Source organism: Haladaptatus marinus (assembly GCF_051194195.1).
The window spans coordinates 988,167-1,012,772 of sequence record NZ_JBLZNK010000003.1 but is presented as its reverse complement, the minus strand read 5'-3'; the positions used below and the strand labels follow the sequence as shown (position 1 = coordinate 1,012,772).

26 protein-coding genes and 2 tRNA genes are annotated in these 24,606 nt (G+C 59.0%); 9 read left to right on the top strand and 19 right to left on the bottom strand.

Annotation, left to right across the window (positions count from 1 at the left end; all coding sequences use genetic code 11):
• Positions 1–139 precede the first annotated feature (139 nt).
• From ACN2TU_RS11405 to ACN2TU_RS11385, 5 genes are all read right to left on the bottom strand, one after another.
• Complete coding sequence (locus tag ACN2TU_RS11405; RefSeq protein WP_435155436.1) at positions 140–799, bottom strand: potassium channel family protein; 660 nt, start codon at positions 797–799, stop codon at positions 140–142.
• 45 nt (positions 800–844) lie between these two features.
• The gene (locus tag ACN2TU_RS11400) at positions 845–2,401 is read right to left on the bottom strand and encodes an outer membrane protein assembly factor BamB family protein (RefSeq protein ID WP_435155434.1); all 1,557 of its coding nucleotides are present in this window, start codon (positions 2,399–2,401) and stop codon (positions 845–847) included.
• A gap of 311 nt (positions 2,402–2,712) precedes the next feature.
• The gene (locus ACN2TU_RS11395; RefSeq protein ID WP_435155432.1) at positions 2,713–2,856 is read right to left on the bottom strand and encodes a hypothetical protein; all 144 of its coding nucleotides are present in this window, start codon (positions 2,854–2,856) and stop codon (positions 2,713–2,715) included.
• 114 nt (positions 2,857–2,970) lie between these two features.
• Positions 2,971–3,042, bottom strand: a tRNA-Thr gene (locus ACN2TU_RS11390).
• Positions 3,043–3,093: 51 nt separating this feature from the next.
• The gene (locus ACN2TU_RS11385; RefSeq protein ID WP_435155430.1) at positions 3,094–3,735 is read right to left on the bottom strand and encodes a DUF7114 family protein; all 642 of its coding nucleotides are present in this window, start codon (positions 3,733–3,735) and stop codon (positions 3,094–3,096) included.
• A gap of 58 nt (positions 3,736–3,793) precedes the next feature.
• Between ACN2TU_RS11385 and ACN2TU_RS11380 the strand changes: the two genes are divergently transcribed.
• Positions 3,794–4,492, top strand: a complete 699-nt coding sequence (locus ACN2TU_RS11380) for an enoyl-CoA hydratase/isomerase family protein (RefSeq protein WP_435155429.1) — start codon at positions 3,794–3,796, stop codon at positions 4,490–4,492.
• Between the two features lie 12 nt (positions 4,493–4,504).
• Here ACN2TU_RS11380 and ACN2TU_RS11375 read toward each other — a convergent pair whose 3' ends face one another.
• Complete coding sequence (locus tag ACN2TU_RS11375) at positions 4,505–5,299, bottom strand: NAD+ synthase (RefSeq protein WP_435155428.1); 795 nt, start codon at positions 5,297–5,299, stop codon at positions 4,505–4,507.
• A 190-nt stretch (positions 5,300–5,489) separates the two neighbouring features.
• Between ACN2TU_RS11375 and ACN2TU_RS11370 the strand changes: the two genes are divergently transcribed.
• Positions 5,490–5,560: transfer RNA gene (locus ACN2TU_RS11370), tRNA-Gly, on the top strand.
• 49 nt (positions 5,561–5,609) lie between these two features.
• Here ACN2TU_RS11370 and ACN2TU_RS11365 read toward each other — a convergent pair.
• From ACN2TU_RS11365 to ACN2TU_RS11330, 8 genes are all read right to left on the bottom strand, one after another.
• The gene (locus tag ACN2TU_RS11365) at positions 5,610–6,299 is read right to left on the bottom strand and encodes a sensor histidine kinase (RefSeq protein ID WP_435155427.1); all 690 of its coding nucleotides are present in this window, start codon (positions 6,297–6,299) and stop codon (positions 5,610–5,612) included.
• Positions 6,211–6,777 carry a GAF domain-containing protein gene (locus ACN2TU_RS11360; RefSeq protein WP_435155426.1) on the bottom strand — a complete coding sequence of 189 codons (567 nt, stop codon included), beginning with the start codon at positions 6,775–6,777 and terminating at the stop codon, positions 6,211–6,213. The genes ACN2TU_RS11365 and ACN2TU_RS11360 overlap by 89 nt, the downstream gene beginning before the upstream one ends.
• 251 nt (positions 6,778–7,028) lie before the next feature.
• Complete coding sequence (locus ACN2TU_RS11355; protein WP_435155425.1) at positions 7,029–7,781, bottom strand: Nmad3 family putative nucleotide modification protein; 753 nt, start codon at positions 7,779–7,781, stop codon at positions 7,029–7,031.
• A 48-nt stretch (positions 7,782–7,829) separates the two neighbouring features.
• Positions 7,830–8,132, bottom strand: coding sequence for a DUF7577 domain-containing protein (locus tag ACN2TU_RS11350; protein WP_435155423.1), 303 nt, complete (start codon positions 8,130–8,132; stop codon positions 7,830–7,832).
• Positions 8,133–8,268: 136 nt separating this feature from the next.
• Positions 8,269–9,348: a PQQ-dependent sugar dehydrogenase gene (locus ACN2TU_RS11345; protein ID WP_435155421.1), complete on the bottom strand. Its 1,080-nt coding sequence runs from the start codon at positions 9,346–9,348 to the stop codon at positions 8,269–8,271.
• A 45-nt stretch (positions 9,349–9,393) separates the two neighbouring features.
• Positions 9,394–10,293, bottom strand: a complete 900-nt coding sequence (locus ACN2TU_RS11340; RefSeq protein WP_435155420.1) for an acyltransferase — start codon at positions 10,291–10,293, stop codon at positions 9,394–9,396.
• 539 nt (positions 10,294–10,832) lie between these two features.
• The gene (locus ACN2TU_RS11335; protein ID WP_435155419.1) at positions 10,833–10,967 is read right to left on the bottom strand and encodes a hypothetical protein; all 135 of its coding nucleotides are present in this window, start codon (positions 10,965–10,967) and stop codon (positions 10,833–10,835) included.
• A 61-nt stretch (positions 10,968–11,028) separates the two neighbouring features.
• Positions 11,029–12,537 (bottom strand): heme-binding protein, encoded by a 1,509-nt coding sequence (locus ACN2TU_RS11330; protein ID WP_435155417.1) that lies wholly within the window; start codon positions 12,535–12,537, stop codon positions 11,029–11,031.
• Between the two features lie 136 nt (positions 12,538–12,673).
• Between ACN2TU_RS11330 and ACN2TU_RS11325 the strand changes: the two genes are divergently transcribed.
• Positions 12,674–13,189 (top strand): PadR family transcriptional regulator, encoded by a 516-nt coding sequence (locus tag ACN2TU_RS11325; protein WP_435155416.1) that lies wholly within the window; start codon positions 12,674–12,676, stop codon positions 13,187–13,189.
• A gap of 130 nt (positions 13,190–13,319) precedes the next feature.
• On the opposite strand, the gene ACN2TU_RS11320 is transcribed toward ACN2TU_RS11325, so the two are convergent.
• The 4 genes from ACN2TU_RS11320 to pyrH form a co-directional block, all read right to left on the bottom strand.
• Complete coding sequence (locus ACN2TU_RS11320; protein ID WP_435155415.1) at positions 13,320–15,149, bottom strand: site-2 protease family protein; 1,830 nt, start codon at positions 15,147–15,149, stop codon at positions 13,320–13,322.
• Positions 15,150–15,213: 64 nt separating this feature from the next.
• Positions 15,214–15,525, bottom strand: coding sequence for a hypothetical protein (locus ACN2TU_RS11315; protein ID WP_435155413.1), 312 nt, complete (start codon positions 15,523–15,525; stop codon positions 15,214–15,216).
• A gap of 173 nt (positions 15,526–15,698) precedes the next feature.
• On the bottom strand, positions 15,699–17,351 hold the full coding sequence (gene lysS, locus ACN2TU_RS11310) for a lysine--tRNA ligase (RefSeq protein WP_435155411.1): 1,653 nt from the start codon (positions 17,349–17,351) through the stop codon (positions 15,699–15,701).
• Positions 17,348–18,067 (bottom strand): UMP kinase, encoded by a 720-nt coding sequence (gene pyrH / locus ACN2TU_RS11305; protein ID WP_435155409.1) that lies wholly within the window; start codon positions 18,065–18,067, stop codon positions 17,348–17,350. Before pyrH ends, lysS begins: the two co-directional genes overlap by 4 nt.
• A gap of 87 nt (positions 18,068–18,154) precedes the next feature.
• On the opposite strand from pyrH, the gene ACN2TU_RS11300 reads away from it, so the two are divergent.
• From ACN2TU_RS11300 to ACN2TU_RS11285, 4 genes are all read left to right on the top strand, one after another.
• On the top strand, positions 18,155–18,949 hold the full coding sequence (locus ACN2TU_RS11300; protein ID WP_435155407.1) for a molybdopterin synthase: 795 nt from the start codon (positions 18,155–18,157) through the stop codon (positions 18,947–18,949).
• Positions 18,950–19,193: 244 nt separating this feature from the next.
• A complete protein-coding gene (locus ACN2TU_RS11295) occupies positions 19,194–19,445 on the top strand; it encodes a DUF7123 family protein (protein WP_435155406.1) in 252 nt (83 codons plus the stop codon).
• 351 nt (positions 19,446–19,796) lie between these two features.
• Entirely contained in the window at positions 19,797–20,747 is a 951-nt protein-coding gene (locus ACN2TU_RS11290) for an AEC family transporter (RefSeq protein WP_435155405.1), read from the top strand.
• A 34-nt stretch (positions 20,748–20,781) separates the two neighbouring features.
• Entirely contained in the window at positions 20,782–21,906 is a 1,125-nt protein-coding gene (locus ACN2TU_RS11285; protein ID WP_435155404.1) for a site-2 protease family protein, read from the top strand.
• On the opposite strand, the gene thiL is transcribed toward ACN2TU_RS11285, so the two are convergent.
• Entirely contained in the window at positions 21,891–22,775 is an 885-nt protein-coding gene (thiL, locus tag ACN2TU_RS11280; RefSeq protein ID WP_435155403.1) for a thiamine-phosphate kinase, read from the bottom strand. The two genes, ACN2TU_RS11285 and thiL, sit on opposite strands and share 16 nt — an antisense overlap.
• 86 nt (positions 22,776–22,861) lie before the next feature.
• On the opposite strand from thiL, the gene ACN2TU_RS11275 reads away from it, so the two are divergent.
• The gene (locus ACN2TU_RS11275) at positions 22,862–23,896 is read left to right on the top strand and encodes a lysylphosphatidylglycerol synthase transmembrane domain-containing protein (RefSeq protein WP_435155402.1); all 1,035 of its coding nucleotides are present in this window, start codon (positions 22,862–22,864) and stop codon (positions 23,894–23,896) included.
• A gap of 109 nt (positions 23,897–24,005) precedes the next feature.
• Positions 24,006–24,461, top strand: a complete 456-nt coding sequence (locus tag ACN2TU_RS11270; RefSeq protein ID WP_435155401.1) for a 30S ribosomal protein S19e — start codon at positions 24,006–24,008, stop codon at positions 24,459–24,461.
• The last annotated feature ends 145 nt before the right edge of the window (positions 24,462–24,606 follow it).

Genomic DNA, 24,606 nt, shown 5'->3' with positions numbered 1-24,606 from the left:
GCGGCGGGTTGGCTTCCCGTTACAGTGTCACCAATCTCCCCACGAAAGTTCTCGTCCCGGACGACCCTAGAACCCCGCGCTGCCCAATCGTTTTTCCTTTATACTGAACTCGATAGCGTCGCACAACTCGACTCAAGAGCTATGCGGAACCCTGTAGTTGCTCTCGCACTGCCGGGAGCGCATCCCGTGCGGCGATGAGCGCGACACGGTCTCCGCCTTCGAGCGACGTTCCGGGGAGCGGTATCGTCATCCGTTCGCGGGAGCGTCCGTGGGCGTAGATTCGCGCGTCGGTCGGCAGTTCGACCGCCATGACGTGCGTCCCGATGAGGGGCGAGTTCTCCGGAATCGTCATCGTGGTCAGCTGCAAGTTGGCGGTCAAATCCGCGATAACGTCGAAATCACCGCCGAGTAGGGCCGTCTTCGCACCTGCCGCGCCGAGACGTTCGGGATAGATGACCTCGTCCACGTCGTCGGCGAACTTGTGGTAAATATCCTCCCGGTAATCCTCGTCGATACGCATGACGGTTCGACAACCGTGGTGTTTGCCGACCATACAGGCCGCGAAGTTGACGTTCAGGTCGCCGGTCAACCCGCCGACCGCATCCGCCGAGTCAAGCCCGGCCTCCGTCAGCACGTTCTCGTCCGACCCATCCCCTTCGATAACTTCGAACCCCTCCTTGCGCGCTCGTTCCGCCTTGTCGGGGTCGTCTTCGACGATGATGATGTCGTGCCCCTCCTCGGTCAGCACCCGAGCGGTTCGCAATCCCACACGGCCAGAGCCCACGATAACAAATCGCATGGCTATGCAAAGGCGCAGGGAGCACAAAAACGTTAGTGTGGTGGGTCAGTTCCTGGAGATGACGACGGTTTCCGTGTCCGTGTCCCCGCCCGAGTCGGTGATGCGGAGCGTTACTTCGAGCGATTCACAGTCGGGAACCGTCACCGTGACGGAGTGGCCAGTTTCGTTGTACTCCCCATCGCCGTCCGTATCCCACTCGTGTTTCGGCCCTTCGTCGGTGTAACACGTGGAGCAAGTTTCGAGGGTCACGGTGTCGCCCGCGTCGAGGTCGTCGAGGTTCGGCGTCGCCTCGATGCAGGCTTCCGGCGCTTGTCCGTCCGAACCGTCTTCCTCGTCGCTGTATTCGAGAACGTGAAGGGTTCCATCGAACGGGTCTTTTTGCTCCCAGTCGCCATCCGTGGGGTGCGTCGCTACGTACACTCGCCCATCCACGACGACGGGTGCTCCCGCCGCGGAACCGTACCCATCGAAGTCGTCGCCGCCGAACGTGTACGTCCATTTGTGCTCTGCGGTGTTCGCATCAACCGCTATCACAAGCGCCTCACCCATGTCGTCCTCGGACGGAACTTGGCCGCCGAGGTAGACGATGCCGTCGGCCAGCGTCGGTGGACTCGTAATGTTCACGTCCAATTCGTGTTCCCACTGTACCTCGCCCGTTTTCGAGTCGAGCGCTCTCAGGATGTAACCTTCCTCGTATTCGGTGTAGTATACCGACCCATCGCCGACGGTAATCGAGTCGAATGTGCTTCCTCCTCGCTTGGTCTCGTGCGTCCAGACTTGCGACCTGTCGTCTCCCGACCTCGCCAAGATATCGCTGTTATCCTCGGAATCCCAGTAGGTGGCATACACCAATCCGCCTTCGACCGCGAACTCCTCTTTGTTGTGTAGGGTGTCGGTCCAGTATGCCGACCCGTCTTCGGGATTTCGAGCCGTTCCGCTATCGTAGTAGAGGGTCTCGTTTCCGTAGAACACATCAGTCGAGAGCCCCGGCTTGTCCCAGATGACATCTCCGGTTTCGGCGTCGTGAGCGGATTCTGCACCCGTGTACACCCGTCTGTCAACGACGACCGGGGTGCCATACTGCGGTTTCGCCAGTTTCCATTTCGTCTCGCCGGTTTCGGCATCGAGTGCGTAGGAGGCGTTTTCACCCTTATCGTTGTACCCGTCCGTCCCGACGTACACGGTACTATCGACTACGGTTGGATTGTCCGGTCTCGAAAGGTCGTCCCGCCTCCATTTTTGTTCACCCGTGTTCGCGTCGTACGCCACGACGTAGCCTTCACTTTCCTCGTAACCGCTGGTTCGAACGGCGAGGAACACCGTCCCATCGACGACCACCGGTTCGACGTATTCCACCTTTCCGTCGAGGTCTATCGACCAATCCGTCGTCGCGCGTGGAGTTGGGCCGCTTACAGCCGTTGCTCCGGTTCGTCCGACGTTGCCGCGATACGTCGTCCATCCCGTCGATTTTTGCTCACCTTCATCGTCGTCGCTATCGTTGTCGTCTTGCTGAGCGAGGACTACACCGGTTCCGGTGAGACTCATTGCGCCAGCAGTCACACCGATCGTTTTCAGAAACGTTCGCCTGTTGTCTGAGGGCATGCGGATAGAGCTTTCTGACCCTCTTATCTTTCCTATAATTATGTTAAATTGTTGTATATATCTATTATTCATCATCTATTCATACATATAGAATAGATGATAATAAAATAGAAACGGAAGCAGAACTCAGCTCGCCAAGATGACGATGTATTCCGTATCGGTGTTCCCGTGTGAGTTAGTTAGACTCTCCGTTCTAGCTGTCGTACCAACTGCCTTTAGCATTGACCATAGTGAGATACGACGGTTGCTACCGATGGCTTTCGCTCGTATGGGTCGCAAGTGGTATCAAAAAAGAAACTCGGTGATCGTCCTTAGCAGTCGTCTTCGTCGTTCTGCTGGTCGCCGTTCGACCCGTCGTCTTGATCACCATCGTTGCCAGCGTCACCGTTCGAACTGTCCTCTCCATCATTTCCTATAAGTGTACTAAGGTGGTCAAAAACCGCTTTATTTATCACTTAATAAAAATATACTTTATGTTTTTATATATTATTTTCATATTTCGTATTATATTCTCCCCAAATCGACGTAACAGGACGACTGCTCCGCTGTTCAAGGTAAGAAATCGAAAAAGCCTAGGCCGGGATTTGAACCCGGGCTCTCGTCCTTACCAAGGACGCGCTTTACCGCTAAGCTACCCAGGCGCGGGCATCTATTTCTACACACGGAAGCGTCTTTAGGCGTTTCGATTCGCGTCAGGGGTCGGTAGTGTATGACGTGGGTTCGTCCACGTGACTCGGTCGCCGTCGTGACAATTTCCCAAGAACCTCCTCCGTATCGTCCGGCAGTGTTGTCTCCGATTCGTGGTTGCTGACCGAGGTGGTGAGCTGTTCGGCGTATTGTCGGGTTCCGACAGGGCGTGACCGACCCGCCGCAGTCGTTCCGGCGACGATTGCGAGTTCGAACACGTCCGTTTCGAGGGCGTGGTCATCCTGTCCGTCAGTCTGGTCGCGACCGAACGATTTGACGGTCTGTACCGCCGTGTCGGCGGCTTCCGTCCGTGCGAGGAGCGAAAATCCACGGGAAACCATCACGTCCGCCGCGAGGACGGCGATGTTGCTCTCGGTGTGCGGCGATTCCGCGTTCCACGGTTCGTCGTGTGCCAGCGTTCGCGTGAGTTGCAATCCTTCGTAGATGAGTTGGACGCCTGCGGCACGACGCTCGACTTCGCTCGTATCGACATCGTTTCCGACTGCTCGAACGCTCAGCAACGTCAGAACACCCGGGACGATACCTGACGACTCCAGCAGCCCGTCGATGTAATTGCGGAGTTGCGCTGGCGTAATATCTTCGACAGCCTCGCGCGCTGACCCGCGCGCCCGGACGGCCTCTTCCATTATTGGGGCTTACGACGGAACTGCCAAAGACCTTTGGAAAGCGTCGCCAACTGGGAGTATGATTCGTGTAACCGACGCTCCGGAAATTAGAACGATTACCATCGACCGGCCGGAATCCCGCAACGCGTTCACTCCCGAGGGACTCTCCAACCTCGCGGATGCCGTTGAAACCGCCACCCGACCCGTCGTCTACCTCCATGGGGCAGGCACCGCGTTCTGCGCCGGTGCCGACCTCGATGTCGTCGCGGGATTGAACCGAGAATCGGCGGAGGGATTCGCGGAACACGGCCAACGCGTTGCGAACGTAATCGAACGCACCGAAAGCGTCGTCGTCGCCGGAATCGATGGCTTCGCGCGAGGCGGCGGAGTCGAACTCGCACTCGCCTGCGACATTCGGGTTGCCACACCGGACGCGACGTTCGCCGAACCGGGGGTTCAACTCGGTATCTTCGGCGCATGGGGCGGAACCGTTCGACTCCCCGAAATCGTCGGATTGGGCGATGCACTCGACCTCGCACTCTCCGGTCGGGTCGTCGGCGCGGAGGGAGCACGAAGAATGGGGCTGGTTTCGCGCATCACCGACGACCCGCGGGGGGTCGCCGAGGAAATCGCGGATAACGCCCCCGACGCACTCGCCGTCGTCAAAGCGCGCGTCCGTGATTCCGCGTCGTCGGGAGTGCAGGCCGCCCGCGAGGCCGAAGCGTTCGGCGAACTCGTGGCGGAACACGCCGAGGACATCGCTGCTCGGCGCGAGTAATGGAGAGAAAAATTACAGCGGTTCCGGTGCTGGCGGGACGGCACGCTTGTGCTCGCTTCGGTCGAACATCGTCCCGATTCGTTCGACATTTTCCTCGCTCACGCCAGCAACCTGTCGAGCAGTCGCGGAGACCGAAAGCGGGCCATCGACGTGGAGTGCCAGCACCGCATCAAGCGTGTCGTAGTCGATGCCCAACTCCTCCTCATCGGTCTGACCGGCCCAGAGTCCCGCAGTGGCTTCCTTCTCTGCCAACTCGTCGGGGACGCCGACGTGTCTTGCGAGTTGGCGCACCTGCTGTTTGTAGAGATTGCCGATGGGGTGGCAATCGACCGCGCCGTCACCGTACTTCGTGAAATACCCCACGAGCGCCTCGGTTCGGTTTCCGGTACCGAGCACCAGCGCCCCTTGGTGGTTGGCAACGAGATAGTTCAGCACTGCTCGTGTTCTGGCACGGGCGTTGCCCACCGCCATCTGGTCGCCCTCCGCTTCGGTGTAGGCGTTGAGAAACTGGTCGACGATGGGGTTGATTTCGAACACGTCGTAGGCGATTTCGAGTTCCTGAGCGACCCACTCCGCGTCGGTCATGTTATCCTCCCGGCTCACCGCGCCGGGCATGATGAGGCCATGGAGGTTCTCCCGCCCGAGGGCTTCCGCGGCGAGATAGGCCGTCAGCGTGCTGTCGATACCGCCCGATAGCCCGAGGACTGCCGAGTCAGTGCCCGCCGCCGCGACCTGCTTGCTGATGAACTCGGTGATGTGTTCGCGATGGGCGTCGAGTTCCGACGCCGAAAGTTCGAGGTCTATCATGACCGGGTGTTGGGTTGCTGATGACTAAAACCTCCCCGCCTACGCCGAATTTCTGGACGAATGTCGGATGGCGCTACGTTGAAGTGGTGTCGGGGTGTAGTAACGTTCGAATTGTTCGAATGCGCCGGTGGTGAGCAAATCCGATGGATTTGTGATCCTCGGCGCATGGAACGAACGAAGTGAGTGACATGCGCCGGTGGTCTAGTGGCAGGACATGAGCTTCCCAAGCTCATAGCCCGGGTTCAACTCCCGGTCGGCGCAGTCCGTGACGAACGGCCGTGAGAAGAATAGAATTTCAAGAAACGTATTTTCACACGAACTGGACGTTTTCGATTTCAAATCGTGCACCGCCCGTCGTTCCTCCCGTCACCGTAATCGACCAGCCGTGAGCTTCAACGATTTCTTTGACGATGCTGAGTCCGAACCCGGTTCCGTCCTCGCCGGTTGAAAATCCGGTCTGGAATGCTCGTTTGGATTTCCGGTTCGGTATCCCCGGCCCGTCGTCCTCGAAGTAGAAGCCGGAGCCATCGTCCAATAGCCCGATTCGAACCGTGGCTTCCGAATCCGCATGCTCGCCGGTATTTCGAATCAGGTTTTCGAACGCCTGCTGGAGGAGGCTATGACTCCCAACGACTGATACCAGTGTGTCCTCGACCGACAGGGAAATGGACTCCGTCGCGGCGGTTGTCCACGCATCATCGACAACGGTTCGGAGATCGACCGTTTTGGAGTCGAGTTCCTGTTGCTCGATACGAGCAAGCGATAGCACGTCATCGATGAGAACGTCCATTCGGTTCAGTGCGGTTTCCACGCCGTCCAAGTGCTCCTCTCGGTTTTCGGGTTCTTCCCGGGCAAACTCGATGTACGCTTGCGCGACGTTTATCGGATTTCGGAGGTCGTGGGCGACGATGTTAGCGAAATCGTCGAGGTGATTTCGTTGCCGCATGAGCTTGGTTTCCCGCTGTTCGCGTTCCAGTTCGTAGCTGATCCACTGCCCCATTATGTCGACCAGCGTAATTTCCCAGTCGGTGAACTTCTTTCCACGAACCGTTCGGCCGTAGAAAAAAGGTTCCGTAGACGTCTTCGTCTACTACGACCGGTGTTCCGATGTAGCACTGGACTCCCATGTCGGTGAATCCCGCACGGGAGGTCAGTTCGGGCGCTTCGGTTTCGATGTCCGCCAACACGAGCGTCTGTTTGGTATCGATGGCACGCTCGCAGTTCGTCTCTTCGAGAGGAACAACGTCGCCAGCCGTCGTTTCCTCGCTCGGGTCGTGGACGGTTTCGAATACGTAGTCGCCGTCTTCAACGTAGGAGAGCGCTCCGTACTCCGTCCCGAGTGTTTCGCGGCCGATTTTGAGGAGTTCCTCTACCTTCCCTTCGAACGTTTCGTTTTTGTCCGCAATGACACGATAGATTCTCCTGAGAACGGTCGCTTGTCGTTCCTGGCTTTCGTCATGTGGTTTGTAATTTGTCATTTTGATAGCCGTTCTCACTGTTTTGTTCCGAGATGGTGGCGAACGGAAGTTGTCATTTTCTGTCAGGGTGCTGAAAATATCTGTCGAATGTGACGCCTAAACCGAATCTGCTCTCGTCACGACGGAGAGCCAATCCTGGTCGTATCTCTATTCGACACATAGGGACGATGTGCCAACTGTGTCAAATTCACGGATTGTAGAACGATTTACATTCCATCAGCATAAAATCACCTGCTACGCGCGACCGGTGGTTACGGTTCGTCTCCAAAGCAGCGTCCGAAATCTTGGGTCTCAAACACTGTGAATAGCTCTCTCGTTTCAGCGTCGTCAAACCGCATCGGCCTGCGCCACCACGGTCCTTTTCCAGAATCACTTGATAGTTCGGTCACAATCCGATTAGCCTCCACCCCCGCCTCGGAACTACTCAGTGGAACTGCTTGCTCGTACAACCCCGATTCCCCTTCCGAACCCTCCAACAAGACCTCGGCGTCGAATTTCTCGCGTTTCACGTGGGCATTGTTCGCGAAGGTTTCCTTCTCCCCATCCGCCAACCCTGAAAACTTCTCGCCGGAAATCGGCTCCCGGGCGAGCCGAAACTGGCCGATGATGTACGTCCCCCAGTCTGGAGTAATCCACTCGTGTTTCGACTCCACGGACTCGTCCTCCAGACCCTCTGCCGTCGAGAGCGTCGCGTAGAAGAAGACGTAATCTCCTTTGTCCAGTTCCAGCAGAGGCTGGGCCTTCACGCCGAAGGGGTCTCCGTAGGTGTATCGCTGACAGCAGGGATACTCCGCAAACTCCGGGTCGAGATGCACGGGGAGTTTCTTTGCACCCTCGGGCAGTTCGACCGAGAGGTCGAGGTCGGCGTACGTCGGCACTTCCCGTTTGGTCGGCTCCGACTCGGGTATCGGGACGTACTCGAAACTCCCGTCCGAAAAGATCGGACCACGGACGCCGGGCTGGTTGGTGTTAGCGGCGACGTTGATGGCGACGGCGCGGGGCATAGCTCTCCGTGGGGACGCGGACGGCAAAAGCGTGGCTAGTACGCGCCGCTACCACACGCCGAGTGGTCCGATACACTCCCGACAGAAGGTGTACTCGGCACCGTTTTCCGTTCCGCAGTGTGGACATTGGCGAATGCTCGGGTCGGCCTCGTTGACCTCACTGAACTCTTCTAGAACGCTTTCTTTTCGAATATCATCCGGCGCACGTCGCTCGGAACTCGCTGGCGTGGACTGGAGGAGCGGCGAGTCCTCGTCGCTCCGCAGGAACCGATAGATGAGTAGCTGTAGTCCAGCGAAGAGAACGACGTACAGGATGATCCACCCCCAGACGTTCATGCTACAGTATGGCATACGACGTCATGATACTTGGTAGCTTCGCACACATTTGTCCGGAGAATTTAGAACGTTCGTTGATTAGTCGCGAAACTGGTCGTTTGTGGATGCTCGTTACGTGCGGTTTTTTATCACCACAAAAACATAGCTGCGGTTACGCCGGTTGCAGTTTGAGCACTCGGTCGTCCTGCGGTGCCGGCCCCGCAGACCGTCCGTCTTGGTTGCTGGTCATTACGTAGAGATGGTCGTCCGGTCCGGTGAACACAGTCCGGAGACGGCCGTACTCGTTTACCAGCAGGTGCTCCTGTTCGACCACGTTCCTGCCGTCGATTCGAACTCGATGGAGATGTTGGCCCGCGAGCGTTCCGAAAAAGAAATCGCCCTGCCATTGGGAAATCGGGCCGTTGTAAAACGTCGCACTGCCGGGCGCGATGGTCGGCGTATACGTCGCAATCGGGTCGGTGAACTTCCCGCTTTTTCCGGTGACGGTCGGCCACCCGTAGTTGTTTCCCGCTTCGAGGACGTTGATTTCGTCGTCCGTGGTTGGGCCGTGTTCGGTGCTGAACAGCGTTCCGTCCCGGAACGCGAGGCCCTGCGGGTTACGATGGCCGTAGGTGAACACTTCGTTTCCGAACGGGTTGTCGGGATGTGGCGTTCCGTCGAGCGTCAGTCTGAGAACTTTTCCCGCCATCGATTCTTCGTCCTGTGCGCGCTCTCCGCTCCCGGCGTCACCCGTCGTGACGTACAGTGCATCGTCGTGAACGGCGAGTCTGCCGCCGTTGTGGTTGGACGAGGCGGGAATGTCGTCCAGAATTATTTGCTCGCGCTCGAACTCATTGCCGACACGGTGGCGCACCACTCGATTTCGGAGTCCAGCCTGTCCGTCGTAGGTCTGATAGGTGTATGCGAGGTTTTCGTTGTTCGGATGGAACTCGAATCCAAGGAGTCCTCCTTCGCCACTGTGGGCGATTTGGTCGGTGATGTCGGCGACGACTTCGTTGCTGTTCGGGCGGATGAGGCGAATCCGTCCCGGTCGTTCGGTGAGGTAGAGGTCGCCGCTGGAATCGAAGGCATTCCCCCACGGCACTTCGAGGTTCATGGCGACCGTCTTGACGCGCACTCCCGGTTCCATATTCGCGGTCGAGGTTTGCGTCGCACTGCCGGACGATTTTATACACCCGGCAAGTCCGGTAATGCCGAGCGCCATCGTCCGCAGGTACGTGCGGCGTCGCATAATCCGCTCCACGACCCCACAGGAGAAAAACGGTGTGGTGTCGGGTTAGTTCGACGGGTCAAAGTCGCGCTGGAACTCGTCGAACACCTCGAAGTCGTCGGGCAGTTCGGAATCGATTCGCCGCGACTCCTTTTCCGTCGGCGGGACGTCGTCCACGGGAACCGCTTCGTCCTCCCACCCGGGCTTTATTTTGATGCTTTTCGCGGGCATGCCGACCGCGATGTGGTGGGCCGGAACGTCGCTTTGGACGACCGCACGTGCGCCGACGATGGCGTCCTCGCCGATTTTCAACCCTGCTCGAATCATCGAGTCGTAGGTGATGCGCGCGTCGTCCTCGATGATGGTGTGGAAGTTCGTCACCTCGGTCTGGTCGATGAGGTCGTGGTCGTGGCTGTAGATGTGGACGCCGTCACTGATGGAACATCGATTTCCGATGGTCAACTTCCCGCGGTCGTCTAGATGAACGTCGTCGTGGATGACGGTGTTGTCGCCGACCGTGATGTTGTGTCCGTAAGTCATCGTGACGCCCTTGAAGATACGGAGGTTGTTGCCCGCTTCCTCGAAGAGGTGGTTTGCGAGCATCTCGCGGAAGCGGAGGGCGAACTCGACGTTGTCGGCCATCGGCGTCGCGTCGAACTGCCGCCAAAGCCACTGGAGGTGCTTCGATTTTCGGAACTTCTCTTCGTCCTTTTCGGCGTAATACTCGCTCTCCAGCGTGGAGTTACAGGGGTCGTAGCTCTGGAGTCGGACGCGCTCGGCGTTCGACACCGGTTCGCCGTTCTGCCACGCCTCGTAGGCATCGCGGTCGCCGTGGAGGTCGATGAGCACTTCATTGACGACCCTGCAAGTATCCTCGTCGCTGGCAAGCCGTTCGTCCACTTCGTCGATGAACCCGCGAACGCCCGCCTCGGCGGACTCGGGGAGCGTAACGTGTCGCTTTGTCATATACTTAATTCACTCTCTATTTTCTTATATGTTAGTACCCCTTCCGAGGGCATGGGGGTTTTGGTTCCGGCGGAGAGTGTGACTTCTTCCCGCCATCGTTTCTACTGGAAAATCGAATGACGGAGGTTAGTTCTTTGTGGCCATCGTTCACTTTCACTCCGCGCTTTCGAAGGAACTCAATCCGCGGGTCGTCTTGCACTGTTTGATATCATTTTGTGCTGTTTAGCTCCCTCCTTTCTACTCCGATTCTCTCGTGTGTTTCTAGGGTTGCCAGTGGTGCCGACTCCAATGAAACCGCAACCGCACCCGCGCTCGCGGTTACACCGCTCGCAGTCGAGGTCGCTCTGCGACCTCGTATCTCACACACTCCCCAACCGATTCCCTCGCTCCGGAAGAGGTTGCTCTTCCCGAGTGAAGGAATGGCTCGTCAAGGTTTGCTCTGCTGGTGAATAACTGAAACGAGCGTCAGCGAGCGCTACTTTTGAAACAACGCTGAACTACACTGTTTTCACAATAACTCGACCGATTCTGCGGTTTCATCACGGATACGGCTCCTCTCGCATTCCCAGCGAAACTCCTCTGGCGATAACGTAGAGCGCGACGTTCGCCAATCCAGTGGCGACGAACACCTTCGCCAGCGTGTCGCCGAGCATGTACACCAACGTCCCACGCATCGAAGCAACATAGGTCAACCAGACGCCGAACCCTGCAAACGCAACCCATACGAGAAGGATTCTACGCCAAGAAGACGTGCCGAGGCCTATCAGCCAAGATATCCCGGCCCCAACTGACCGTGTCGCTGAACGCGTCACTGCGGAAGAATGTCATCGCGTCCTCCTTCGAGCGCCACTGACTGGCGATGAACATGTCGTTTTCGTCCTCGTGGTTTGCCAGCAGTTCGGTGTCGAAGTGGCCTTCCATATCTTCGAGGACGCCACCGACGGTTTCGAACTTCCCTACGAAGTCCTCACAGTGTTCGGGTTTGACGGTGTAGAACATGCCCATCGTGCCGAATCCGCTTTCCTCGCCAGCCCGGGCGACGATTCCGGGGAGGTCGGCGAGGAAGCCACCCGCCGTCTCCGCCGCGCTCTGGGTCTTCCAGATGCTCACGACTGCGGAGCGGTCGTCCCCTTCGTACACTGCGGTTTTCACGTGCGTGTCGTAGTGGTCGAAGTTCTTGCGCAGACCGTCCACCTCGTCGAACAGCTCGTCCGCATCGGCTTCGGAGTAGAGCACCATCGCATACACGTCTTCGCCGTGAGGCTGGCCGGCGTAGATGTCGAGGTCTTCAAGTTCGCCACGAATGTCTTCGGCCTCGTCGTCCTCGTCTTCGGATTTTTCGTGGTGATGGCCGCCTTCGCCGTGTCCACTTTCGCCGTGGGCACCACCGTGGTGCAGACTCGCGCCTTCGTCATTGTGACCATGTGCGTGCGCATCGCCGTGGGGATGGGCATCCTCCGGAACTGGGACTTCCTCGCCGTCCATGAACGCCGGGAGGTCTTCGGGCGGGAAGCGCCGTCCGAAGTAGAACGACCCGAACTCCGCGAAGCGCGAACTTCCCTCGTCGAAGCGCATCTCGTACAGCAGGTCTTTGATGTGGGTCGGGTCATTGCTGAACAGGTCGACGCCCCACTCGAAGTCGTCCATGCCGATGCTTCCCGTGATGATTTGTGTGACTTTCCCGGCGTAGCCCTTGCCGATTTCGCCGTGACTCGACATCATCTCGGCACGCTCGTCGAACGGCGTGTCGTACCAGTTGTCCTCTCCGGTTCGGCGTTTGCTCATCGGGTAGAAACAGATGAATTCCGCGTCCGGGATATCGGGATAGAGTTTGCTCGCCACGTAGCGTGCCATCCCCGTGTCCTCGATGTCCTCGGGGTCTTTTACCATCTCGTCGGAAGTGTAGCCGCCGACTTCCGTCACGGAAACGTAGGAGTCGGTTCGTTCGGTAAAGTCGGCAAGACCGGTTCGTTCGAACGCTCGCTCCGCGGTGTCGAGGTCACTCATCTCCGGACGGAAGTGAACAACTAACAGGTCGGCTTTGTGCCCCATGACGCTGAACACGGCGGACGACCCGTCGTCTGCGTCGGTGACGTTTTCGTGTGCCTGAAGGAACTCGACGCCATCGGCCAGTGCGTTCTCGCGGGTTCGCTCGGGAGCGTCTCGCCACGCGTTCCAGTCGATGGTTCGGAAGTCGTGGAGTGCGTACCACCCTTCGCGCGTCGGTGGGACTTTTCTCGGCATATAGGGTGGTTGGGAGTGACCGGACAAGGAACTTTTGAGTCGGCACGGAACTTTCGCTTCGCCGACGTTGATATTACTGCGGCCGATGTCGCTCCGACCGAAAGCCTTTCAAAAACACGACTTAAACCCCCTGTCAATGCGGAAAAGTGGCCCGCCGAAAGGCCTGATATCATATCTCGTGCTCGAACTCTTGGACAAAAAACCGCGGTACGGGTACGAGATACTCAAGGAAATACGGGAGATTAGCGGTGGTCACTGGGAACCATCCTACGGGTCGGTGTATCCCATTCTCTACAAGTTCGAAGAGAGAGGCTGGGCCGAACGAATCGAACGCGAAGACGAACCCGACCGGAAATACTTCGAACTCACGGACGCGGGATACGAGGAACTCGAAGAGAAGCGAAAGGAGAGCGGGACGAAGGCCCGCGAGTTCGCGGACGTCATTCTCGGATTTTATCACGTTTATGTCGCCTTCGCCACCGACGACCGGTTCGAAGTCGAGAGTCCGGAGGGCGAATGGCAGTTCGACGAGACGTTCAGCGCGTGGATACTCGAACAGATAATTCGACACCACGAACGCGACTTCGGCGACTTTGAGCGGATTCCGGACACGCCTGAGGAGTTCTACGAACGGATGGGACTCGAAGACTGACCGCTTCGTCTTTGATTCTCCGCTATCGTACGCCCTAACTATCGATAGAAATTTGATTTCAACCTGGTCGCGTAGCCATCCGCTCGTCTCAGTCAGCAGAAAAACCAGTATCGCGGAACAGACTCCGAGTCTATCCGGCCAACAGTCGTGGCCCGAATATCATCAGGATGAGGCTGGCCAGCATCGTCAACCCGACCGTCGTCGTTATCATCGTGGTGACCTGTCGTCCCTGGCTCGTCGGCAGACGCGAAACGATGGCTTCGGAACCCATCCTGAGGATGTGTCCCCCGTCCAGCGGGAACGCCGGGATACAGTTGAAAAAGCCGAGGTTGAGGTTGATCCATCCCGTCCAGAATAGGGCGTTTGCTATCAGGAAGAGGCTCCCACCGAGTCCCGATAGCGGCCCCTGAACCATGTAGAAGTTGGCGTTCCATCCGACGAATCCAGCGAAGTTGTAGCCGACGGGCATCGAGAGGCTGGCGAACGGAAGCAGGAGGGTTCCGGCGACACCGAGTAGGAACGAGGTGAGTGGGTCGCTGCCGCCGCCGCCGAAGACGGACATGAACTGCCCCGCGATGAGATCACGGAACGTCTTGGCCGGGTAGAGTTTCGTTCCGAATCCACTCGCCGTGACACCGGACGTTCCCGGCGAGACGAAGATGCCGACGACCGCCTCACCGTTGTTCTTGCCGAGCGTCACATCGTAGGTGGTGCGCTCGTAGGTGTCGCCGTTTTTCCGGAAGGCTTCGACGGTCACCGTCTGTCCCGCTTCGTATTCGTCCAAGGTACTGCTCAGGTCGCTACTGTTGATGACCCGTTTCCCGTCGATGGCCGTGATGACGAGCACGTCGCCGGAACTCAATCCGTCGGCGTTGCTCATCGGGCCATTTTCCTGCACGGTCGAGAGCGCGCCGACTGGTCCGGTGACGTTCTCCCCGTTCGCGGTCAGGGTTGCGATTTTTCTATCCGCCAGCTCTCGGTTCAGGGCCTTTTCCGTGTGCACCGTGGTTCCGTTGACTGCGGTGATGTTTTCGCTCGTGTCGATGCTTGGCGCTTCGGAATTTTCCGAGTCCGACGCGAAGGGGGAGGCTTTCGCGATCGCCGTCACGAGCAGGGAGCGTTCGATAGTCGTCTTTCGCTCCTCGTTGCCGTTTTTGACCGTAACGGACACCGACCTGCTCTCGATGTTCGCGAGCTTATCGTGGAGGTCGCCGTTGCTCTCGACTGCGGTTCCGTTCACCGCGATGATTCTGTCGCCGCGTTCGATACCTGCATCACCTGCGGCAGAGCCGTCGAAGACGCCGCCGACTGCCGCACCCGACGCGACGGTTATCGACCCCATTATCGGGCCGAAGAGGAGCATGAACGCGAGAATCGTGACGGCGAAGTTGTTCGTCACTCCGGCCGCAAACATCCGGCTTTGGCCACCTCTGTCCGCTTTCCGTCGGTTCTCTTCGTCGGGTTCGACGAACGCGCCGATTGGGAGAATCGTAAACAGCGCCAGTCCCATCGACTTGATTTCGATATCCTCGACGCGGCAGAAGATGCCGTGGCCCCCCTCGTGGACGACCAATCCGACGAGCAGCCCGAACAGAATTTCGGGGGCGACTGACAGCGGCAGAAAGTCGTTGACACCAGGGATGACGAGCACGTTCCGTGGTTGTGTCACCGCTGTCGGTTCCGGCGGCTTCTGGACGATGGCAATCGCCTGGAGGACGAGCACCAGGAAGGTGCCGACCATGACGACCAACGCGATACCGAGACCGAAGTTCCCCCACGCTCGCCAGAATCGCTTCGGCCGGGCGAGCCGGTCGAGCAATTTCTTCCCTCGTTGGGTGTGCAGCGTTAGAATTGGCCCCTGCATACCGAGATAGGACGGCAGCATATCGTTCGCCCTGAGTGCAAGCAGGGCGAACCAGTACGCCGTAATTCCGATAATTACCCACACAATCGTATCCATTGGCAAAAGAAAGGTTCGCGTCGCTCAAAGGCGTTTGGGAACGAACGCGAAAAAACCGGGAGCGTTACTCCGCGGTCTGCCAGTCTTCTTCGAAGTCCTGCTGTTCTGCGTCCTTCTTGCCCTGGCGTTTCTGCTGGAACTTCCGCGCGGCCGCGAGTCCGGCGGCGGTGCCACCGAGCACTGCGGCGCGGCGGGCGAACGTTCGAGCCTTACCGCGCTTTTTCGGTTCCTCGATTTCCTCCTCCGCGATCTCCGTTTCTTCCTCTGTCGTCTCGGTTTCCGTCTCTGTCGTTTCGGTTGTCTCGGCTTCGGATTCTTTGACGAGTTCGGTACGCTTCAACGCTGGCTTCTCAAGATTGAGCTCTATCAGGGCCATGGTAATATATCGGTTTAGTCGCTGACGTGATTGGTAGTCAGACAGACTTTACATCTCTCCCTTTCACTGGCAGGTACTTTGTTATGCACCTGTTATGTGGAAGCAGTAGGGTTATATTTACCAACGCTATTAACTCTGTTGGCAATTAGGGTGGTCGTAAAAATCGGCTGAAACTATCCCTCTCGCCGCAGTCGGCGAAGTACGAACTCTCGGTCTAAATTCGAGAGGAACGGCCCGAGTTTCGGCCCCTGTTCATCGTCGAAAAAGAGCCGGTACCCCGTCCCGAAGAAGTCGCCGATGTCGATATCGTGGCGCTTTGCCGTCTCGTAGATTTCGCCCTGAATTTCGTCGCCGTCGTGGCCCGCTTCGATGAAATCCGCGAGTTCGTCCAGCGCGGTTGCAGTCTCGTCGTCGATTTCCGCGTCCGGCATCTCGGTTCGCTTCAGGTCGTAATCGTACTCGTTGCTGGTGCGCTGTGCCCACGTCTGTGCCCGCTCGACTCGCGCGAGCGCCTCCTCGACCGCCCAGTCGGGCGCATCGTCGGGAATGTGACCTTCTTTTCGTGCGATTTCTTCACGGAGTTCGGGGTCGTCGGTCATTCCCAGAATGGCGGCGAACGTGTATGGGATTCGGATTCGTTCGGGTCGAATTTCGCTCACGACCATCGGGTAGATTCGCTCGGCGAGCGCGGTTTCCCGTTCGTCGGCGTTCTCCTCGCCGAAGTAGATTCGCTCGAACCGGTCGAATTCATCCACGAGTAGGTCGAGACGGCCGATATCGAAGTCTCGCGCCTTGTTCGGGTCTTTCGTGAAGAAGTACCGGAGCAACTCGGGTTCGAGCAGTGAAAGCACCTCCGAAACCAGCACGATGTTTCCTTCAGAAGAGGAAAACGGCTTCCCGTTGAGCGTGAACCACTCGTAGGTCATCGGAACCGGCGGTTCGAAATCCATCACGTTCCGGGCGATGTCCTCACCACTCGGCCACGAGCCTTCCGCGTGGTCTTTGCCGAATGGTTCGAAATCTACACCCAGTGTCTTCCACTGGGCGGGCCACTCGAACCGCCACGGGAGTTTGCCTTCTCTGAGAGTCGCGGTGCCCTCATGACCACATCCGTCGATGGTGTTGTCACCGGCCTCCAGGTCGGTACAGACGTACTCGACGGTTCCCGCCTCGATATCGAAATCGGTCACCGTCTCCGTAATCTTCCCGCACTCCTCACAGATGGGGTTGAACGGGATGTACTCCTCGTCGACCTTGTCCTGATACTCGGCGAGCACCTCACGGGCTTTTTCGGAATCGCCGAGGATATCGCGCGTCACTGCCTCTAACTCGCCGGACTCGTACATCTCGGTGTTCGAAAGCACGTCGATGGGAACGCCCAGCAAATCCGCGCTCTGTTGGATGAGGTTTGAGAAGTGCTCCCCGTAGGAGTCACAGCACTCGAACGGGTCGGGAATGTCGGTGTACGGTTTCCCGAGGTTGCGACCGAGTGCGCCGGCGTTCACGTCGCCCAAATCCACGATGTTGCCGTCCAGGTCGGCGAGTTTTCGTGGCAGTTTCCGCAGCGGGTCGCGGTCGTCCGCGGTGAACACCTGTTTTACCTCGTGACCCCTGTCGCGCAGCGCTTCCGCAACGAAGTAGCCACGCATGATTTCGTTGACGTTTCCGAGGTGTGGTACCCCGGATGGTGAGATACCACCCTTGATGATGATGGGGTCGTCCGGGTCGCGTGCTTCGATTCGGTCGGCAACCTCGTCGGCCCAGAAGACGTGGTGGTCGTCTCCACTCTCGTCTCGTTCATCGACTGGTGCCGTCCCTGCGCTCATCCTTGTACCCAGTAGGTCATTTCGTCGTCCGTCCCCTCGGGGATGATGTCCGTTCCATCGTGTTTCCCGCTGAGGACGGCGTCGGCGATCCGTTCCGGTTCGGTTCCGTCGAGGACGATGGTTCGTACACCGGAGCGTTCGATGAGTTTCGCGGCCAGCAAGTCAACGGGCGAAGAACTTCCCGCGGTCATTTCGAGGTCGGCGATAACGTCCACGAGTTCGCCCGCGGAGAGTTCGTCGTACTTCGTCGCGTCGTCCACTTCGTTCGGGTCATCGCTGAACACGCCGTTGACGCTCGTCGCGTAGACGAGCAGGTCGGCGTTCGTATACTCGGCCAGCGCCGCGCTCACGGCGTCGGTCGTCTGGCCGGGCATCACGCCGCCCATGACCGCGATATCGCCCCGATGCATCGCGGTTCCCGCTTTTTCGTACGTCTCGGCCGGACTCGGTGCAGCCTGCTCACCGAGCGCCGCGATGAGCAGGCGAGCGTTGAGCCGCGTTACGTCGATACCGATATCGTCCAGTTCGATTTCGTTCGCGCCAAGGTTGCGGGCCGCGCCGATGTACTCTCGCGCGACACCGCCGCCACCGACGACTGCGCCGATGGTACACCCCTCTTTTGCGAGCGATTCGATGACTTCAGCATGGCCACGGACGCGCTGGGACTCTAAGTCCGGCGCGAGCACGCTCCCGCCGATAGAAACGACCACCTTCATACTATCGCCGACTTACCGGGACGCAGCCTTAAGCGTTCTCAACTTCCGACCGAAGGCTAAAAGCGCCTCGCCACCTCCAATATGCGCATGAAGGTACTGGGTATCGTCGGAAACGGGTCAGAAACGGCTGTAACCCGACTTGCCGACCAACTCCGGGAACTGGGGACGGTCGGCATCGTTACCTCGTCGTCGGAACCGGCCGGTTCGACCATCCCGACTGATTCGACGCATCTCACCTCGTTCGAACTCGGCGAGAACGGATGGCGCGCCCGCGGTGCGAACCGCTCCCTTTCCGACGTGCTCGACGAACTCGCGCCCGCGCACGACTACGCGGTCGTTTCCGGCTTCCCCGAAGCGGATATCCCGACGATTTCCCTCGGCGACGCCGACCACGCTGGCGAACCCCTTGTTCGCGTGGATGACGCGGACAGCCTCGAATTCGAGGCTGTCCGCGACGCGCTCGCAGGTGTGAACGAGTACGTCACGCTTGAATCGCTCGTCGCGCGAGCGAAACGGTCGCCGGATGCCGCGCGTTCGGGAGCGATTGCGACGTTTACGGGTCGTGTTCGGGCCAAAGACAGTGATGACGACACACCGACCGAATCCCTCGAATTCGAGAAGTACGAAGGTGTTGCACGGACGAAGTTGGACACGATTCGCGAGGAACTCGAGGCGCGTGAGGGGGTTTTTGCCGTTCTCATGCACCACCGAACGGGAGTTATCGAGTACGGCGAGGACATCGTTTTCGTCGTCGTGCTGGCAGGCCACCGAGAGGAGGCGTTTCGAACGGTCGAGGACGGCATCAATCGCCTAAAGGCCGAGGTACCGATTTTCAAAAAAGAGGTCACTACCGACGAACAGTTTTGGGTTCACGAGCGATAGATCGAAGTTATCAGTGTGATTTGCCACGGTTTTCCCGCCGTCTGACGACCGGCGTGATACCCATGAAATAAAAAACGAAATGAGTTTTTAAACTTTCTAAAGCATTTTGAATGCTTTGTAAAACGTCGTTTTTACCCGCATTCACGTCACTTTCCGCTCGATCGGTCTGAAGATTCCCGAAACCACCCTAAGCTTCCTCCCTTTATAACAACCCTCCCGACTATGCAGAAACTGGAGTCAGCACATGAGCGCTACCACGCAAATCGCCCCTGAAAGCCCTGAACCGGAATCCAAGGAAGACCGACTCAAGCAGTACCTCTGTGAGAAAGCGATCGACGGAGAGATGTACTTCAAAAGCAAGTTCATCGCGGACGAAGTCGACCTCTCCGCCAAAGAGATCGGTGCGCTGATGGTGAAACTGACCGACTGCGCCGAGCTCGAAGTCGAAAAGTGGTCGTACACGAGTGCAACCACGTGGCGCGTGGCTCCCGCATAACGCCCCTCGGCGCACGCGTCCCCGCGCACACCGCCACCCCTCCGAACACCCCGCCAACACCTCGCTCCGTCCGAAACGCAAACGCCCCACCCCGCACACACCCCTGAAAACCCCTCCACGAATCACGCCACACTCCCCTGACAACATCCCCCCCAACATCGCAACACCGCAACCCGACAGAACGTTCCCCAGCACCACCCCAACAGCGTTCCCCTGCAACGCTACAATCGAAACATTCCCTTGAAACGCCCGATTCGAACACCCTGAATCCCCTCGCGTTCCCACCTCTGCTCCGTCCCCTGTTTTCCGCCTTCGATGGCTTTGTAGTTCCCCACCGTTTTCGTTCGACTAGTGTCACTCCTCTCCGCGTTGACGACTGCCATTTTGCCCGTTCTCTCCGTGGCGGCTGTCGGCTTTTTGCTCGGAACCCTCCGCGATATCGACGTGGATGCGCTGGGTACCGTCACTATCTACGTTCTGACGCCTGCGCTGGTTTTTCACAGTCTCACTACGTCGTCGCTCGGCGGCCAAACGGCCCTGACGCTCGCTGTCGGCGTCACCGTGTTCACGCTCGGCATGGTGTTGGTCGCGGAGTTCGTCGGACGCGCACTCGGAGAGTCCGAACCCGTCCTTGGCGCACTCGTGCTGACGAGCGCGTTTCCGAACGCGGGCAACTACGGAATTCCCCTCTCGCAGTTCGCCTTCGGCGACGTCGGCCGCAGTACCGCAATCCTCTATATCGCAGCTCAATCCGTGCTCACCTACACCGTCGGCGTCTACCTCGCCTCGCGGGGAAACGGAACCTCGAACGTCGCGGCGCTTCGAGAGGTGTTCAAACTCCCCCTCGTGTACGCTGTCGTTGCCGCAGGTGCTGCACGCGCGCTGGACGTCGTTCCACCCGTCGATTCCGCGGCGATGGAGACGCTGAAACTGACCGGCGATGCGGCGATTCCGGTGATGTTGCTGATGCTCGGAATCCAGTTGGCGAACACCGATTCGGGGGCCGCCGTCTCCCGCGTGGGCGTCGCGAACGCGATGAAACTCCTCGTTGCACCGCTCGTCGCCGTCGCTGTCGTCTTTCTTCTCGGATTCGACGATGTAACTGTCGCCCGAGTGTTCGTTCTCGAATGTGCGATGCCGGCGGCGATAACCCCGCTTATCCTGAGTATCGAGTACGACGGAGGTGGTTCCGGGTTGTCCGCTCCTGAGTACGTGAGCACGGCCATCTTCGTCAGCACCTTGGTGAGCGTGCCGGTGCTCACGCTTCTTATCGCCATCCTCCAGTCGGGTACTATCGTCTAGGGGTTTATACCGACTCGTTCCGTATTGAGACTGAATGGCTTCGACCGAGCCGCCCGAGAATGGACCTCCACTGGAACGACTTCGCTCGGTCTTTCGGGTGTACGATGTTCGTAGAGATGGCGAGCAGCTGATTTATTACGGCGAACCGCTGGTTCCGCAAGAACGATTGATGAAGTCAGTATGGCCCCTGTTCCGAGAGCAGGGCTACGAAGTAATGCTATCGACGCGGATGGGCGAGTACGTGCTCGTCGCCGAACCCGTCAAACTCGGTCCGGACGGCGTTCCGTGGAAGAACGTTCTGTTGTTCGTCGCGACCATCCTCTCGACGCTTTGGGCAGGAGCGTCGTGGTATCACGTCAACCCGGTTTCCGACCCAGTCACTGCCGTTCTCACGGCGTGGCCCTTTACCCTGGCCGTAATGGGCGTCCTCGGCACACACGAGTTGGGTCACTACGTGATGAGTCGCTACCACGGTGTGGACGCGACCCTCCCGTATTTCATCCCGATGCCGACGCTCATCGGCACGATGGGTGCGGTCATTCGGATGAAAGGCCAGATGCCCGACCGCAAGGCACTGTTCGATATCGGCGTTTCCGGACCGCTTGCCGGTCTCGTTGCGACCGTCATCGTTACGGCCATCGGATTGACGATGGACCCCGTGACCGTCACGCAGGAGACGCTCAACAGCGCGTCAACTATCGAAGTGAAGTTCGGATATCCACCCCTTTTGAAGGCTATCGCGGCGCTCATGGGCGAACCGTTGTCGTACGACAACGACCCGACGAAATCCATCAATCCGGTCGTTATCGGTGGGTGGGTCGGAATGTTCGTTACCTTCCTCAACCTCATCCCCGTTGGACAGCTCGACGGCGGTCACATCGTCCGGGCGATAATCGGTGAGCGACAGGAAAGCGTCGCGGCAATCGTCCCCGCGGTTCTGTTCGGATTGGCGGCGTACGTCTTCTACGTCCTCAACGTGAGCAACGCGACCGTGCTCTGGGTTATCTGGGGCTTCCTATCGATGTTCTTCGCGTACGTCGGCCCCGCGACGCCGATTGACGACGGCGCACTCGACCCGCGACGAAAGCTATTGGGCGTGCTCACGTTCGTCATCGGATTTCTCTGTTTTACGCCGACGCCGATTCAGATCATTTCCTGACCGTGGGTGTAGCCGCGGTCGGGAAGTGGCTCGCCATCCAGTGTCACCCCGGAATCCGTGACGTCGCCGATGACCGTAATCGGTGTGGATGACGCTTTCCGTGCTTCCGATACTTTTGCTTCGGGGAGCGTGACGACGAGTTCGAAATCCTCGCCGAAAAAGAGGCTGAGGGCTCGTTCGTCGTCGTCATCCTCGGCGACTTCACGGGCACTGTCTGCGACCGGAATCGCATCGTCGTCGAGTTCAAACCCACAATCGCTGGCCTCCGACAACTGGTGGACCGACCGTGCGAGGCCGTCGCTGGAGTCCATCATCGCTGTCGCATGCGGTGCGAGGGCCTGTCCTGCCGCCACTCGCGGGTCGAAGCAAAAGAGGTCGTTCGCGCGTTCGGTCTCACCTCGGTCGAACAGGCGAAGCGCCGCGCCGCTTCGTCCTAGCGTCCCGGTCACGCATAGGACGTCCCCGGGTCGTGCGCCCGAGCGATGGATGGGGTCGTCGGTTCGGCCGAGTGCGGTCGTGGCGGTGGTGAACTCGTCGAACGTATCGAGGTCCCCGCCGACGTAGCGCGCATCGACCGATTCACACACGTCGCTCGCGCCCGCGACGAACGATTCGAGCTCGTTAGAATCGAATTCTGGTGCGGCGTAGACGGCAACTGCGGCGACTGCGTTTGCCCCCATCGCGGCAACGTCCGAGAGGGAGGCACCGACCGCGCGCCAGCCGGCGGTGTACCGCGTCGTTCCAGTGGGAAAATCGGTCGTCGCGTGGAGCATATCGGTCGTCAACACCAAATCATCCACGACTGCCGCGTCGTCACCCGCGTCGGAGAGTTCACCCGCAAGCAGTTTGAGCGCGGCCCGTTCGTCCATATCGCTCGTTCTATCGCGCCAGGAAAAAAGCGAACGGTCTTCGTTGGCTTCAAGCAGTGTCACCGATATTGGCGAATTGATAACTGATGCGACTCGACTTGGGTGACTTGCGGACGATTGCAGTCGGATTCGTCGCCGCGGTCGCTGTCTTGCTCGTCGTTTTTTCCCTCGTCGGCATCGACCGCGTGGTGTCGGCACTGTCAATGGCCAACATGCGCATCGTCGCCGTCGTCGCAGCGGTCGCACTCTGTTGGCTCTTTTCCTGGGCTATGTCGCTCCGAACCGTCCTCGGTATTCTCGGTGTCCACGTTTCGGCGCTTCGAGCGTTTTTCCTCTACGCTGGCGCGACGTTCGCCAACAACGTGACGCCGTTCGGGCAAGCCGGTGGCGAGCCGTTCACCGCCTTGCTCATTTCACGAGTCACGAATGCCGAGTACGAGACCAGCCTCGGTGCGATTGCTACCGTAGACTCCATCAACTTCGTTCCCTCCATCTCGTTTGCGCTGGTCGGGGTGGCCTACTACGCGACGGTGATCACGCTGGGTGACACGGTCGAACTGGTCGCGCTCGCTATCGTCCTTCTGGCGCTCGCGGTTCCCACCGCAGTCGTCATCGGATGGCAGAACCGTGACCGAGTGGGTTCGGGTATCGCAGGCGGTGTCGTTCCCATCGTGGGCCTCATTGCGCGAATCGTGCCACGCGTGAAGCCGACGACTCGCTCCGCAGTAATTCAGCGAATTCAGGGTTTCTTCGGCGCTATCGAACGGATCGCGGGCGACCGCCGAGGCCTCCTGCTCGCCGTTTTCTTTTCGGCGTTCGGGTGGCTGCTTTCGTCCATCTCGCTCTGGCTGTCGCTCTACTCGCTCGGCCACTCCGTCCCGTTCGCGGCCGTGTTGTTCATCGTCCCGATTGGGAGTATCGCAGGCGTCGCGCCACTTCCGGGTGGACTCGGCGGTGTCGAGGCCGCACTAGTGCTCCTGTTGGTGCCGATTACGGGCGTCTCTGCGGCCACGGCGGGGGCGGCGGCGGTCATCCATCGCGGCGCGACCTACTGGCTTCCGACGATGCTCGGCGGGGTGACGACCGCGATGCTGGAAGCCGACAAGGTCAATGGGGAGTAGCGTCGAATCGCCCGCCATCCCCCCGAACGATAGGTGAGACGGCGTCCCATTCTGCGTGTCCGAACTCCGTAACGATGGCTTTAAACGCCGTCGAAGGGAATCCAATCGTATGACGACGCTCTACGACGTTCCGGCTGATGCGCTCATCGAAGCGCTCGCCGACGAGCTTGCAGATCGAATCGAACAACCGGACTGGTTCGAATTCGCCAAAACCGGCGCACAGCGCGAACTACCGCCCGAACAGGACGACTTCTGGTACATCCGCGCAGGCAGCCTTCTCCGCAAAGTCGCAATGAACGGCCCGGTCGGTGTCGAACGCCTTTCGACCGAGTACGGCAGCACCAAATCCGGTTCGAACCGCTACGTCGTTGCGCCAGCACACCGCTCCGACGGTAGCAAGAAGGTCATCCGAACCATCCTCCAGCAGCTCGAAGAGGAAGCGCTCATCGAATCCAGCGAGGCTCGCGGCCGCGAAATTTCAGCCGAGGGTCGCAGCTTCCTCGACGACACGGCCGGTGAGGTCATGTCCAACCTCGACCGACCGGAACTCGAACGCTACGCGTAAGAACGCGATTTCCGTTTTCGGCTCTCGATTTTCCGTCGATTAGCTCCGGCTTTGTTCGGTTTCTGTTGGTTTGAGACCGGCTTTTCTGCTACTAGGTCGATTGTCGTGGGTCTCATTTGGTTGGTTGCTGTGACTCAAATCACGA

Coding starts and splice junctions, on each gene's coding strand:
- ACN2TU_RS11405 (WP_435155436.1), bottom strand. CDS start 799: ATGCGATTTGTTATCGTGGGCTCTGGCCGTGTGGGATTGCGAACCGCT.
- ACN2TU_RS11400 (WP_435155434.1), bottom strand. CDS start 2,401: ATGCCCTCAGACAACAGGCGAACGTTTCTGAAAACGATCGGTGTGACT.
- ACN2TU_RS11385 (WP_435155430.1), bottom strand. CDS start 3,735: ATGGAAGAGGCCGTCCGGGCGCGCGGGTCAGCGCGCGAGGCTGTCGAA.
- ACN2TU_RS11380 (WP_435155429.1), top strand. CDS start 3,794: ATGATTCGTGTAACCGACGCTCCGGAAATTAGAACGATTACCATCGAC.
- ACN2TU_RS11375 (WP_435155428.1), bottom strand. CDS start 5,299: ATGATAGACCTCGAACTTTCGGCGTCGGAACTCGACGCCCATCGCGAA.
- ACN2TU_RS11365 (WP_435155427.1), bottom strand. CDS start 6,299: ATGGGGCAGTGGATCAGCTACGAACTGGAACGCGAACAGCGGGAAACC.
- ACN2TU_RS11360 (WP_435155426.1), bottom strand. CDS start 6,777: ATGACAAATTACAAACCACATGACGAAAGCCAGGAACGACAAGCGACC.
- ACN2TU_RS11355 (WP_435155425.1), bottom strand. CDS start 7,781: ATGCCCCGCGCCGTCGCCATCAACGTCGCCGCTAACACCAACCAGCCC.
- ACN2TU_RS11350 (WP_435155423.1), bottom strand. CDS start 8,132: ATGCCATACTGTAGCATGAACGTCTGGGGGTGGATCATCCTGTACGTC.
- ACN2TU_RS11345 (WP_435155421.1), bottom strand. CDS start 9,348: ATGCGACGCCGCACGTACCTGCGGACGATGGCGCTCGGCATTACCGGA.
- ACN2TU_RS11340 (WP_435155420.1), bottom strand. CDS start 10,293: ATGACAAAGCGACACGTTACGCTCCCCGAGTCCGCCGAGGCGGGCGTT.
- ACN2TU_RS11335 (WP_435155419.1), bottom strand. CDS start 10,967: ATGCGTGGGACGTTGGTGTACATGCTCGGCGACACGCTGGCGAAGGTG.
- ACN2TU_RS11330 (WP_435155417.1), bottom strand. CDS start 12,537: ATGCCGAGAAAAGTCCCACCGACGCGCGAAGGGTGGTACGCACTCCAC.
- ACN2TU_RS11325 (WP_435155416.1), top strand. CDS start 12,674: ATGCGGAAAAGTGGCCCGCCGAAAGGCCTGATATCATATCTCGTGCTC.
- ACN2TU_RS11320 (WP_435155415.1), bottom strand. CDS start 15,149: ATGGATACGATTGTGTGGGTAATTATCGGAATTACGGCGTACTGGTTC.
- ACN2TU_RS11315 (WP_435155413.1), bottom strand. CDS start 15,525: ATGGCCCTGATAGAGCTCAATCTTGAGAAGCCAGCGTTGAAGCGTACC.
- lysS (WP_435155411.1), bottom strand. CDS start 17,351: ATGAGCGCAGGGACGGCACCAGTCGATGAACGAGACGAGAGTGGAGAC.
- pyrH (WP_435155409.1), bottom strand. CDS start 18,067: ATGAAGGTGGTCGTTTCTATCGGCGGGAGCGTGCTCGCGCCGGACTTA.
- ACN2TU_RS11300 (WP_435155407.1), top strand. CDS start 18,155: ATGAAGGTACTGGGTATCGTCGGAAACGGGTCAGAAACGGCTGTAACC.
- ACN2TU_RS11295 (WP_435155406.1), top strand. CDS start 19,194: ATGAGCGCTACCACGCAAATCGCCCCTGAAAGCCCTGAACCGGAATCC.
- ACN2TU_RS11285 (WP_435155404.1), top strand. CDS start 20,782: ATGGCTTCGACCGAGCCGCCCGAGAATGGACCTCCACTGGAACGACTT.
- thiL (WP_435155403.1), bottom strand. CDS start 22,775: ATGGACGAACGGGCCGCGCTCAAACTGCTTGCGGGTGAACTCTCCGAC.
- ACN2TU_RS11275 (WP_435155402.1), top strand. CDS start 22,862: ATGCGACTCGACTTGGGTGACTTGCGGACGATTGCAGTCGGATTCGTC.
- ACN2TU_RS11270 (WP_435155401.1), top strand. CDS start 24,006: ATGACGACGCTCTACGACGTTCCGGCTGATGCGCTCATCGAAGCGCTC.